Here is a 12722-nt window from a genome sequence, read left to right on the forward strand (position 1 = left end):
ACCGTCGATCACCGCCTCAAGGGTCTGGAAGAGACCTTCGACAACCGGGCCCAGTCGGTCACCGCGATCGTCGAGGCACGCCTGCAATCGCTGCAGACGACCCTCACCGACGGCGCCGAGCGCGCAGTCGATACGGTCGATGCACGCCTGACCCACCTCACGAACTCGCTGACCGATGGCACCACCCGCGCCGTCGAGACCGTCGATGCGCGCCTGACGCATCTCACCACGTCGCTGACCGAGGGCACCACGCGCGCCGTCGCGACCATCGACACCCGCCTCACCTATCTCACCAACTCGCTCACCGATGGCGCCGTTCAGGCGATCCACTCCATCGACGACCGGCTGTCGTTCCTCACGACCTCCCTCACCGAGGGCACCGTGCAGGCGGTGTCCGCCATCGACCACCGCATCGCCGGTGTCACCGCGGCGATCGACGATCGCAGCAACAATCTCGCCGACAACATCACCGCGCGCTTCCAGACCATCCATCTGGGTGTCGAGACCCGCGCCGGCGCCATCGCCACCGAAATCGAAAACCGCGTCGAGCAGTTCGAAGAGCTGCTGGGCTCGCGCATCGAGGCCGTCGCCGGCCGCATCGAAACCTCGGGCCGCACCGCCAGCGACCAGCTCATGGCGCGCGCCGAAGAACTGTCTGTCGGCATCAAGGGCCATGTGGACGATGCCGAACGCTCGCTCACCAATCTCATGGTCAATACCAGCGAGACGATCCAGGCCGGCGCCCGCGCCGCGCAGGAATCCCTCGTCTCGGTCTCGACCGATGTCGGCGCCCAGCTGCGCCTGACCGCCACCGATATCGAGAACTCGCTGACCGCCATCGGCACCAATGCCGCCGGTGCGATCATCAGCAGCGCCCGTGAAGCGCAGAGCACCCTCATCACCGCATCGAGCGATGCGGCCGATCAGGTCAAGACGCTGTCGGCCGACGTGGAGCGCACACTCACCAGCGCCGGCTCGACCACCGCCGCCTCCATCCTGGCCGGTGCACGCGACGCCCAGAGCACTCTCGTCTCGACCTCGACCGACGTCACCTCGCAGATGCAGGCGCTGTCGGCGGATATCGAGCGCACGCTCACGACGGCAGGCACCGCCACCGCCGACGCCGTGCTGTCCGGTGCCCGCGCGGCGCAATCGACGCTGGTCACCGCCTCGACCGATGCGACGCAGCAGGTGCGTTCGCTCGCCGCCGATGTGGAGCGCACGCTGGTTGCCGCCGGCAATGCGAGCGCGGAATCCATCCTTGCTTCCACCCGCAACGTGCAGTCTTCGCTCATCGAAGCCTCGACCGAAGCCGCCAACCAGGTGCGCACCCTCGCCGCCGATGTGGAGCGCAGCATCACGGCCGCAGGCGCCACCACGGCGAGCTCGATCGTCACCGGCGCCCGCGAAGCGCAGAACACGCTGGTCCTCGCCTCCTCGGAAGCGACGACCCATGTACAGACGCTTGCCGCCGACATGGAACGCAGCATCGTGGCCGCCAGCAGCGCGACCAGCGAAGCCATCGTCACCAATGCCCGCGAGGCGCAGTCGACGCTGATCGCGGCTGCCAACGAGACCACGTCCACGGTCCGCAACCTCGCCACCGACGTGGAGCGCACACTCACCGCCGTCGGCGCCGATGCGGCGTCCTCGATCCTCAACAGCGCCCGCGAGGTGCAGACCTCGCTCACCACCTCGTCGGCCGACGCAGCGTCGCAGATCAAGTCGATCTCTGTCGATATCGAGCGCTCGCTGTCCACGGTCACCGTCAGCACCACCGACAATATCAAGACCAGCGCCGTCACCGCGCAGCAGGCACTGATCGCGGCGGCCAACGAAGTCGTCAACCGCATCAAGACCACCTCGTCGGAGATCGAACGCTCGGTGTTCACGACCTCGGGCTCGTTCGGCACCACCATGAGCGCAAAGACCGACGAACTCGTCGGCTATGTGCAGCAGCAGACCGAGCGTCTGTCGCAGATGGTGGACGCGAAGCGCGGCTCGCTGGTCGATGCGCTCGGCTCGAAGACCAACCAGCTCACGGTCGACATGGACCGCGTGACGGTGGAGGCCCTGAAGGCGATCGAAGGCCGCAGCCAGACCTTCTCGCAGACGCTGGCGACCTCCGGCATCGACGTCGCGCGCGCCATCACTGCGGCCGGCGAACTCGCGGCCGGCGCGGTCAACAAGTCGCTCAAGGATCTCGAAACCTCGTCGCGCTCGGCCATCGAGCAGTCGCGCCAGGTGTCGATCACCGCGGTCACCGAAATGCAGGAGACCAGCAAGATCCTGCGCACCGATACGGTGGCCCTGTTCGAGCGGCTGCGTGAGGGCAACATCCTGCTGCAGGAAGTGCTCACCGGCGCCCACGACAACCTCAACTCGCTGGAGCGCGCGCTCGTCACCCGCGTGGCCGACTTCGTCGCCACCATGAACGACGTGACCTCGCGCAACGGCGTCGCGACCCAGACGCTGGAAGAGCAGCTCACCCTGTTCACCGCCAAGTCGGAAAAGGCGCTGGGCGATCTCGGCGAGCTCTCCACCCAGTTCGAGGCCCATGGCCATGCGCTGGTGGATGCCGCCGCCCTGGTCGAACAGAGCAACCGCTCGACCCTCACCTCCGTCGGCGACAAGAAGGCGGCCCTGGAATCGCTGGTCACCACCATCGACAGCCGCACCACCGATCTCGATACGCGCCTCAGCCGCTTCACCAGCCTGCTCGACGAGTCGCTGGCGGCTGCTGAAGAACGTGCCCGTGACATCGCCCGCGTGGTTGCCGAGACGGCCGGTGCCGGCTCGTCCGCCATCAGCAAGCAGTTCGAAGCCGTGCGCAGCGCGGCGGAAGACGAGCGCCGCGCCACCACCGACGCCATGTCCGAGATCTACCAGCAGGGCACCCGCGAGGCGGAAGCCATGTTCAAGGCCTCGGCGGACAAGTTCGCATCCATGGTCGTGAGCATGAAGGCAATGGCTGCCGAGATGCAGAACGAGCTAGAAAGCACCCGCACGGAACTCCGCCGCGGCGTGTTCGAGATGCCCCAGGAGGCCGCCGAGAGCACCGCACAGATGCGCAAGGTGATCGTCGACCAGATCGAGGCGCTGGCCGAACTGAACCGCATCGTCGCCCGTCATGGCCGCGGCATGGATGTCGTCTCGACCGCCACCCGCAGCGCACCGCAGCGTGAACCGGAGCCCGTGATGGCCACCGTCGTCGGCACAAGCCGCGCGGAAACACGTGCCGAGGCGCCGCGCGCTGAAGCACCGCGTGCCGAGCCACCGCGCCGTTCGTCGCCGATCGGCACCGCATCGAGCCTGCCAACGGCAGACTTCGGCAGTCCGTCGCGTCGCACCGAAGCGCCGTCGGTTGCTCCGGCCGCTGAAAGCCGTGGCGATGGCTGGCTGAGCGACCTGCTTGGTCGCGCCGAGGACGAGGAAGAAGCCCCGCGTGCCCGTGCATCGCAGCCGGCAGCTCCCAGCAATCCGCTGGAATCGCTGTCGCTCGACATCAGCCGCCTGATGGACCGCAATCTCGCGGCCGAGATGTGGGACCGCTACCAGCGCGGCGAGCGCAAGGCATTCAGCAAGCGCCTCTACACGCCGGCCGGTCAGAAGGCCTTCGATGAAGTGGCCCGCAAGTATCGCGCCGACCGCGCCTTCAAGGGCACGGTGGATCGCTACATCACCGAATTCGAGCGCCTGCTCGACGAGGTGGCCCGCGACGAACGTGGTCCGGCGGCGCTGCGTGCGCACCTGACCTCGGAGACCGGTCTGGTCTACACGCTGCTGGCCCATGCAGCGGGCCGGCTGGGATAAGACCTGGCGAGAACCGAAACGCGAAAAGCGGAGGCAGCGATGCCACCGCTTTTTTGTTTGGATGTAGAAGATCGCTGCTGATGGGGCCTCCCTCCCCCAAGCGAAGCGCAGTGGGGAGGGTCCGCCGATAGGCGGGGGTGGGGTCCCTCCCCACGTGACGTCGGAGCTTGGGGAAGCACCCCACCCGTCCGCGCTACGCGCGGCCACCCTCCCCACGGCGCGTGGCTGCGCCACGCTTGAGGGAGGGAAAGACCAGAGTCCTTACTGCGCGAACCCGATCCGCTGCGTAAAGCTGCGTGTCTCTCCGGCCGCGATGTGCATCACGCCGGGCTTGTCACTGAACTCACCGTCGAAATCCACCGGGCTGGCATAGCCATGCCATGGCTCGATACAGAGGAATGCTGCCCCCGACGGCTTCGACCAGATGCCGAGTTGTGGGAAGCCGTCCCAGGCGAATGTGATCGTCGGCGCTCCCGGCGCCTGATAGCGCAGTGAGTGGCTGGCGATCTGATCGAAAATCATCGCGTCCTTGGCGAACAACGCTTCCGATAGCGCAAGCTTGTCGCCTTGCACGGATGTTGCCTCCGGTTCCGGCAACAACAGTCCGCCATCGAGCCGGCGGATCGGCGCGGGCTCGGGCTTCTCGAATACAATGCTGTGCGCTTCCTTCGCGACACCATACTTCAGCGGCCATTGAAACGCCGGATGAGCGCCGATCGAAGCGGGCAGCATGTCATCGCCCATATTGGTGATGGCATAGCCGATCACCAGCTCGTCGCCGTCAACGACGTAGGAGACATCGAGCCGGAAGGCGAACGGATATTTCGCCCTGCTCTCCGGGCTATCCGACAGCGATAGCGTGCACAGTGTCTTCTCCCGCGCGGTCCAGGCAAAGCGCTGGTCGCGGGCAAAGCCGTGCTGCGTCATCGGATAGGTCTTGCCGCGATGCTTGAGGACATCGCCCTTGAGGCGGCCAACGATGGGAAACAGGATCGGCGCATGGCGCGGCCATTCCGGCCCCGCCTGCCACAACACCTCATGCCCGTCCGCATTCTTCAGCGAACACAGCTCGGCGCCATCGGCCTTGATGGTGGCCATCACGCTGCCATTGCTGATGGTGAAATGGTCGTCGGACATAGCTGAACTCCTCGTAGCCCGGATGGAGCGCAGCGCAATCCGGGATTCGGAGCAACAGCATATCGCCGATTCCCGGATTACGCTTCCGCTCCATCCGGGTTACAGATCACCGCCGTCGTAGCTGCTGCGGCGGAGCCTGTTGCTGCTGCGGAGGCGGCGCCTGTTGCGAACTGGTGCTCGGGCCGAACAGCAGACGCGTCGGGTTGCGGTCGAGATTGTTCACCGCCCGGCTGACGTCGTTCAGCGTGCGCGATGCATCGCCGAGAGTGCGGCGGCCATCGATGATCAACTGGCCGGTGCGCTTGTCGAGATTGTCGGTCAGCTCATGGAACGACTTCACAGCCGCCGTCAGCGCGCCACCATCCTTGCCGCCGGCCAGGGTATCGAGGCCGAGCATGATGTTGTCGGTCTTGGCGACGACACCATCGGCCTTGCCCATGATGCTGTCGATCTTTTTCATGATGCCGTCGATGGACTCGGCATTGCGCGCCAGCACGCCCGTAAAGGTCTCGACATTGCTGAGCGCGCCCTTCAGCGCTTCCTGATTGTCATTGACCAGGCGGTTGACGTTCTGCAGCGTCGCGCGCACGGCCTCGCCGATATCCTTGGTCGCATCGGGATCGGCCGTCAGCACCGGCACGCCGTCGCTGTCGAGCGGCACATCCTGCGCATCGGGCGCGCCGCCCTTCAGCGCGATGGCTGCCACGCCCGTGAGGCCCTGGAATTCCAGGCCCGCCAGCGTGTCCTTGCGGATCGGCGCCACGGTATCGATCATCGCCAGCGCCACCACGCGGCGCGGATTGTCGAGTTTCACCGAGACGACTTCACCGACGCGGATGCCGTTGAAGTTCACATTGCCGCCATTGCGCAGGCCCGAGGCCGAGCCTTCGAACACGATGCGCAGCGGCGTGCGCTGCTTGCCCGAATGCAGGTTCTGAAACCACATCACGAAGCCGATCGCCGCGGCGATCACCGCCAGCGTGAAGGTTCCGATCAGGACGTAGTTCGCCCGAGTTTCCATTACTCAAACTCCACTCAAGCCGAAGCTTGTTGATCCAGGACCGCGCGGGCGCGCTTGCCATGGAAATATTCACGTAGCCAGGGATGCGTCGCGGCCTGCATGTCGGCCATGGTTCCCTGGGCGATGATCTTGCCGCTGCCAAGCACGGCGATACGGTCACAAGCGGTGTGCAGACTGTCGAGGTCATGGGTCACCATGAACACGGTGAGCCCGAGCGTCCGCTGCAGCGTGCGAACCAGTTCGTCGAAATCGCCGGCGCCGATCGGATCGAGGCCCGACGTCGGCTCGTCCAGAAACACGATCTCCGGATCGAGCGCGAGCGCCCGCGCCAGCGCCACGCGCTTGATCATGCCGCCCGACAGTTCGGACGGAAAGCGCTCCACCACTTCCGGCTTGAGGCCGACCATTGCGAGCTTCGCCATGGTGATCTCGTCGAGCAGGCGCTGAGACACTTTTAGATATTCGCGCACCGGAAACTGGATGTTCTGCCGCACATTCAGCGACGAGAACAGCGCGCCATGCTGGAACAGGATGCCCCAGCGACGCTCGATATTGCGGCGTTCCTTCTCGCTGCTGTCGAGATCGGTGCCGAACACCTCGATCTTGCCCGATACTTTCGGCACCAGTCCGATGATGGTGCGCATCAGCACCGACTTGCCGGCACCGGACGCGCCGACGAAGCCTAGGATCTCACCACGCGCGACATCGAGATTGAGACCATCCAGCACCTTGCGGCTGCCGAAGGCGACGGTGAGATCACGCACGCGGATGATGGCGTCGCGCATGGCCGGTGCGATATAGGATTCTGCCGGGCTCATGATCAGATCCCGAGCGATGCGAAGAAGATGGCGAATACGCCATCCATCACGATGACGAAAAAGATGCCCTTCACCACGGATGCCGTGGTGTGCTGGCCGAGCGATTCCGCACTGCCCTTCACCGCGAGGCCCTCGACGCAGGCAACGATGCCGATCACCATCGCCATCACGGGCGCCTTCGCCATGCCGACGACGAAGTGATTGATCGACAGCACCTCGCGCAGGCGCGACAGGAACGTCGACGGATCGACGCCGCCATACATCCAGGCCACCAGTCCGCCGCCATAGAGCGCGGCCATGGCGCCGAGGAAGGCCAGGATCGGCATCGCCAGCACCAGCGCCATCATGCGCGGCAGGATCAGCACCTCGACGGGATCGAAGCCCATGGTGCGCAGCGCGTCGATTTCCTCACGCATTTTCATGGAGCCAAGCTCGGCCGTATAGGCACTGCCGGAACGGCCGGCGACCATGATGGCGACCAGCAAGACGCCGAGTTCGCGCAGCACCAGAATGCCGAGCATATCGACGACGAACACGTCGGCGCCGAACTTGCGGAAATGGAAGATGCCCTGCTGGGCGACGATACAGCCGATCAGGAAGGTGATCAGCACCACGATCGGCACCGCGTTCCAGCACACCTGCTGCAGGTGATGCACCATGGAGGTGAGCCGGAAGCGCGACGGGTGCAGCCAGATCCGGAACCAGGCAGCGATCACTGCGCCGATCATGTCCACCAGCGACAGCAGCGTCTCACCGACGCCATAGATATTGCGGCCGATGCCATCGAGCGCAACCACGATGCCGTTCGGCCCGCGTCCCGGCGCCGCCCGCGGCTTTACCTTGCGGACCTCGTCGACGAGGCTCGCATAGTTTTCCGACAGGCCGGCGATCTCGGTTTCCTGCCCGCCGACCGTCAGCGTGCGGCGCAGGCGCTCGATCAGCCACGCACCGAACGTATCGAGCTTGGCCACCTGCGAGACATCGATGGAGATATTGGGCCGGCTGCCACTGAGCTTCTCGGCATCGGCAACGAGCTTCTCCATCAATGGCGCAGACGCAGACGTCCAGGCGCCGGCGGCGCACAGCGCCAGGCCATCGCCCTTCGCAACCTGTTCGAGAGTGGGAGCGCTCACAGCGCGCCCTTGGGGACGTTCAACCGAGACATGAACAAAGTATTAACACGCCGCCATACGGATTTGAGAAACTCAATTGGACCAACACGATGCTATGGTTAACGCCTTGCAAACGGTGTCCTGTGACCACTCTTGAAAGCACTGTATTACGTCGCAAACAAGTTCACGCCGGTCACTTAAACTTATAGAGACCGACATCAAGTTCACGGCACCCACTCAACCCGAAGGACGCCTGCTTGTCCGTTGCATCTCCGCTTCCTGCGACACTCACCGCCCGCATCGAGACCTGGCCCATTGCCGGAACCTTCACCATCAGCCGCGGTGCCAAGACGGAGGCCGTTGTGGTGGTGGCCGAGATCAGCCGCGGGGGCCACACCGGTCGCGGCGAGTGCGTGCCCTATGCGCGCTACAACGAGACGCCGGAAGCCACGCTGGCCGCGATACAGGCCATGGCGGCCGCATTTGCCGCAGGCCTTGGCCGCGACGCCCTGCAGGCGGCCATGCCGCACGGGGCTGCACGCAATGCCGTGGATTGCGCCCTGCTCGATCTCGAAGCCAAGGAAAGCGGGCTGCGCATCTGGGACCTTTTGCAGCGGCCGGCGCCTGCCCCCTGCACCACGGCCTATACGATCTCGCTCGGCACGCCGGACGCGATGGCGGCTGCCGCTGCCAAGGCGGCGCATCGACCGCTGCTCAAGATCAAGCTCGGCAGCGACGACGACATGGCGCGCATTGCGGCAGTACGCCGCGCCGCACCGCAAGCCGCCCTGATCGTCGATGCCAATGAGGGATGGACGGCGGAGAACCTCAAAGCCAATCTCGACGCCTGCCACCATGCCGGCGTGACGCTGATCGAACAGCCACTCCCCGCCGGAAATGACGAGGCGCTGATGCATGTGCAACGGCCGATCCCGGTCTGCGCCGACGAAAGCGTCCACGACCTCGCCTCGCTGCCGGCTCTGGCGGGCCGATACGACGCTATCAACATCAAGCTCGACAAGGCCGGCGGCCTCACTGAAGCGCTGAAGATGGCGGATGCCGCGCGCAAGATGGGGCTCGACATCATGGTCGGCTGCATGGTCGCGACCTCGCTGGCCATGGCAGCGGCGATGCTGATTGCGCAGGGCGCACGGTTCGTGGATCTGGACGGGCCGCTGTTGCTGGCCAGGGACCGCGACGGGGGACTGCGCTATGACGGCAGCACGGTCTATCCGCCGGAGAAGGAGCTTTGGGGGTAACCTGTTTCCAAAGGCGGACTGGCAGTCCTACGCGACGTCGCGCAGTTTCTCGCTGACGTGCTTCCGCCCGAGCCAGATCACGCAGGCGCCAGCGAAGCCAAGCGCTGCCATCACGTAGTACACACCCTCACCGTAACGCGCATAAACCGCGCCCGACATCACCGCCATGCTGCTCATCACCAGTCCGGTACAGGCGGCCACATAGCCCTGGGCCCGCGCCAGGACATGTTGCGGGACATGCTGCAGCAGCAGCCCCATGGTGCCGAGTTGCGTCAGCCCATAGGTCGCGCCATGCAGCAATTGCACGACCACCAGGACCGGCAGCGGTAATGTCTGCGCCGTCAGCGTCCAGCGCAGCAATGCGCCGAGGCCGCCGAGGATCACCAGCGTCGCCGGCGCCCAGGTGATGCGCGGCGACAGCGCGAACAGCACGATCTCCGCCAGCACGCCGAGTGTCCACAGGCCGGCAATGGTCAGGCCGTCATAGCCCGCCGCCTGCCAGGTAATGGAAGCGAATGTGTAGTAACCGGCATGGCTGCCCTGGATCAGCGCCGTCGCACCGGCGATGGCCAGAAAGCCGGGATCACGCAGCAGCGCGCTCGCCTTCGACAACACAGTCCCGTCGCCCACCGACGCACCGAGCGGCTGCAGGCCGAGACTGACGATCGCTGACAGGACCGTTGCGCCGACGATGACCCAGATGAGTTGCGCGCCATCGAGCCAGTTCACCACCAGGCCACAAGCGAGCGCGCCGACCACGAAAGCCGCCGAGCCCCACAGCCTCAGTGGCCCGTAATTGAAGCCGAAGCGGACGACGCCCTTCAGCGCATAACCGTCGGTCAGTGCCGTCAGCGGTGTCCACACGACGGCCGTCAGCGCGAACACCACCAGGATCGCCAGCGGTTCGCGTAGCGTACCAACCACGGCCAAACCGATCATGGAGAGGAAGGCACAGACGATCATGGTCTGCCGTAGCGCATGGTGGCGCTCGGCAAAGGCAGTGATGAAAGGCAGCGTGGTGAAACGCGTTGTGGATGGCACGGCGAGAATGATGCCAATCCAGGCCGGATCGATCCCGATCGCCTTCAGCCAGACCGGAAAGAATGGTAGATAAAAACCACTGGAGCCAAACACCGTGCCGTAGAACATGGCCAGTCGCTGCGCGAATTTGCGCGCCACCGGCGGGGCGATATGGGGGGCGGTTTCAGGTACCATTCGACGGGTTGCGATTCGCGTGGGATCGTTGCCATGCTGACATATCGCGCCTGAAGGCGCGCTGCGAGTTGACCTGATGGCTGAAGAAGCATTTGCCCTGTCGCCGATCAATGCCCGCCCCAACCTGCCGGGCGAGGCCGACTATGAGGCGATCCGCGAGGCCTTCATGGAGACCGCGCGGGGTCGCTGGTTTCTGGCCGAATACACCAAGCGCAACCGCAATGCCGATACCAACCTGTTGCTCGAGGCCGTATCGCGGCTTGAGGGCAACCTCGCCGCCCAGAAGCAGCAGCCGCGGGGTCTGAGCCTCACCGCAGCACTCGGCGCGATCCGCTCCGCCGTGCGTCAGGCCAAGGCCACGGCCATTGATGTGCTGCCGCGCGGCGACGACAGCGATATGCAGACGGCCGCCCGCAATGGCGCCCGTATTGTGCGCGAGATCGCCTGGACGCTGCGCGAATGCGGCGCCGATGTGCGGATCTGCGACCTGCTGGATACGCAGGTGAAAGCCATCGAGGCAGGCCACGAGGCGGTGCAGGCCCAGACACGCGAAAGCGGCCGGGAGGCCGTGCTGGCCAGCTACGACGCCTTGATGGAGCGCATCGAGGCACTGGCCGATGGGAGCCTTGCCCCGACCGTTCAGGCTGACGCCCCGGTCGCCGAACCGGCATCCGAGCCGCGCGAGGCCTCGGTGACGCCACTGTTCAAGGCGCCCGCGAGCGAGCCTGTCGCCGAGGCGCCTGGCGAGACGATATCCGTCCAAAAGCCGGCCTTCACGCCGGTCCCGGTCGAGGAGGCTCTCGCCGCTGCAGAGGCACTCGCCGAGGCGGCCGAGGCGCTGGCCCATACGCCTTCGCTCATCCCCGAAACGGAAACTGCTGCCGACATCAGTTTCGACGCCGAGGAGGCCGAAGACCTCGCGGTGCTCGATGCGGTTGCCATGGAAATGGGCGCGCTCGATCTCGATGAGACCGACGAACTGTTCGAACCCGTTGCAGAACCGATGCCGGGCCCGACCGCATATCAGGCTCCGGTCAACCAAGCGCATGCCCCCGAAGAGATGACGCTGGCCGAGATCGCCGAGGCAGCGCTGGCACCAGAACCGCCGCAAGCGGAACCGGCGCCTTCACTCGGCGCGGCGCTCATCGCCAACGGCGTGATCAGCAATCCTGCTGCCTCCGCCTCCGATCCGCTGGCCCCGATCCGCCGCATGACCCAGGCCGAGAAGATCGCGTTCTTTTCGTAAGACACAGTCGTCTATGCCGTAGGGCGGATTGGGCGAAACCCTAATCTGTCCTACGGCAACGCGTTTTCCTCAAACGCTGATCACCTTGCTATACAGTTCCGCATCGACATTGCCGCCGGACAGCACGATCACCACCGTCTTGCCCCGCGCGTCGATCTTGCCTTTGAGCAGAGCTGCCAGCGCCACGGCGCCGCCGGGCTCGACGACCAGCTTCAGATCGCGAAACGCAAAGGCCATCGCCTCCATCACTTCCTGATCGGTCGCGCTGACGGCGCCCGCGAGCAGATGCTTGTTGACGGCGAAAGTGATGTCACCGGGCTGCTGCGCCATCAGGGCATCGCAGATGGTGCGGCCGTGATTGCCATGGGCGACGGGCTTGCCCGCCTTCAACGACAATTCGTGATCGTGATAGCCGGCAGGCTCGGCGACGATGATCGACGCATCCGAGAAACGCGCCTTGACGGCAACAGCGATGCCGCCGATCAGGCCGCCGCCCGACGCCTGCGCCGAGACGATGTCCGGCACCACGGCGAGCGCCGCCAGATCCTCGGCGATCTCGCGGCCCACGGTGCCCTGCCCGGCCATGACGAACACGTCGTCATAGGGTGGCACCACCGTGGCGCCGCTGGCACCTGAGATTTTTCGCGCGATGGCCTCGCGGTCTTCCTTGTCGCGATCATAGAGCACGACTTCGGCGCCATAGCCGCGGGTGCGCGCCACTTTCATGGCCGGCGCATCAGACGGCATCACGATGGTCGCCTTCATGCCAAGGATCTGCGCTGCCGCAGCGACGCCCTGCGCATGATTGCCGGAGGAGAAAGCGACGACGCCGCGGCCGCGCTCAGCCTGCGGGATCGAGGACAGCTTGTTGAACGCACCACGAAATTTGAACGAGCCGGTCCGCTGCAGCACTTCGGGTTTGACGAAAATGCGCCCGCCCGTGAGCGCATCCAGTGCGGGCACAGGCAGCAGCGGCGTGCGCACGGCATAGGGCGCGATGACCCGGGCAGCGGCATCGATATCGGCGGCGGTGATCGGCAGGGCTGTGTTTGTCATGCCCGCAGGTTAGCGCGCGCAGCGCGCAACGGACAAGTGGTGCAG

The 12722-nt window shown here is 65.5% G+C and carries 8 protein-coding genes and 1 pseudogene; 3 read left to right on the forward strand and 6 right to left on the reverse strand.

Annotated features, from left to right (window positions below):
- Positions 1–3813: pseudogene (locus tag ACIQ17_RS13625) on the forward strand (negative regulator of septation ring formation); the annotation flags it as partial.
- Between the two features lie 261 nt (positions 3814–4074).
- On the opposite strand, the gene ACIQ17_RS13630 reads toward ACIQ17_RS13625, so the two are convergent.
- The 4 genes from ACIQ17_RS13630 to ACIQ17_RS13645 all read right to left on the reverse strand — a co-directional run bounded on the left by ACIQ17_RS13630 (position 4075) and on the right by ACIQ17_RS13645 (position 7922).
- Entirely contained in the window at positions 4075–4950 is an 876-nt protein-coding gene (locus ACIQ17_RS13630) for an aldose 1-epimerase family protein (protein WP_398469422.1), read from the reverse strand.
- A gap of 106 nt (positions 4951–5056) precedes the next feature.
- On the reverse strand, positions 5057–5971 hold the full coding sequence (locus ACIQ17_RS13635; protein WP_398469424.1) for an MlaD family protein: 915 nt from the start codon (positions 5969–5971) through the stop codon (positions 5057–5059).
- A gap of 14 nt (positions 5972–5985) precedes the next feature.
- Complete coding sequence (locus ACIQ17_RS13640; protein ID WP_398469426.1) at positions 5986–6789, reverse strand: ABC transporter ATP-binding protein; 804 nt, start codon at positions 6787–6789, stop codon at positions 5986–5988.
- A 2-nt stretch (positions 6790–6791) separates the two neighbouring features.
- Positions 6792–7922: an MlaE family lipid ABC transporter permease subunit gene (locus ACIQ17_RS13645; RefSeq protein WP_398469428.1), complete on the reverse strand. Its 1131-nt coding sequence runs from the start codon at positions 7920–7922 to the stop codon at positions 6792–6794.
- Positions 7923–8158: 236 nt separating this feature from the next.
- Between ACIQ17_RS13645 and dgcA the strand changes: the two genes are divergently transcribed.
- Positions 8159–9160: an N-acetyl-D-Glu racemase DgcA gene (gene dgcA, locus ACIQ17_RS13650; RefSeq protein WP_398469430.1), complete on the forward strand. Its 1002-nt coding sequence runs from the start codon at positions 8159–8161 to the stop codon at positions 9158–9160.
- Positions 9161–9187: 27 nt separating this feature from the next.
- On the opposite strand, the gene ACIQ17_RS13655 is transcribed toward dgcA, so the two are convergent.
- Complete coding sequence (locus tag ACIQ17_RS13655; RefSeq protein ID WP_398469432.1) at positions 9188–10375, reverse strand: MFS transporter; 1188 nt, start codon at positions 10373–10375, stop codon at positions 9188–9190.
- 76 nt (positions 10376–10451) lie between these two features.
- Here ACIQ17_RS13655 and ACIQ17_RS13660 point away from each other — a divergent pair, with 76 nt between their 5' ends.
- Entirely contained in the window at positions 10452–11621 is a 1170-nt protein-coding gene (locus ACIQ17_RS13660; RefSeq protein WP_398469434.1) for a hypothetical protein, read from the forward strand.
- Between the two features lie 69 nt (positions 11622–11690).
- Here the strand turns inward: ACIQ17_RS13660 and ACIQ17_RS13665 are convergent, their stop codons facing one another.
- Complete coding sequence (locus tag ACIQ17_RS13665) at positions 11691–12677, reverse strand: threonine/serine dehydratase (RefSeq protein ID WP_398469436.1); 987 nt, start codon at positions 12675–12677, stop codon at positions 11691–11693.
- Positions 12678–12722 lie beyond the last annotated feature (45 nt).

The organism is Tardiphaga sp., from assembly GCF_044340795.1.
GTDB lineage: Bacteria > Pseudomonadota > Alphaproteobacteria > Rhizobiales > Xanthobacteraceae > Tardiphaga.

Excerpts from the sequence above, each read along its gene's own strand:
- ACIQ17_RS13630 (WP_398469422.1), bottom strand. The coding sequence starts at position 4,950 with ATGTCCGACGACCATTTCACCATCAGCAATGGCAGCGTGATGGCCACC.
- ACIQ17_RS13635 (WP_398469424.1), bottom strand. The coding sequence starts at position 5,971 with ATGGAAACTCGGGCGAACTACGTCCTGATCGGAACCTTCACGCTGGCG.
- ACIQ17_RS13640 (WP_398469426.1), bottom strand. The coding sequence starts at position 6,789 with ATGAGCCCGGCAGAATCCTATATCGCACCGGCCATGCGCGACGCCATC.
- ACIQ17_RS13655 (WP_398469432.1), bottom strand. The coding sequence starts at position 10,375 with ATGGTACCTGAAACCGCCCCCCATATCGCCCCGCCGGTGGCGCGCAAA.
- ACIQ17_RS13660 (WP_398469434.1), top strand. The coding sequence starts at position 10,452 with ATGGCTGAAGAAGCATTTGCCCTGTCGCCGATCAATGCCCGCCCCAAC.
- ACIQ17_RS13665 (WP_398469436.1), bottom strand. The coding sequence starts at position 12,677 with ATGACAAACACAGCCCTGCCGATCACCGCCGCCGATATCGATGCCGCT.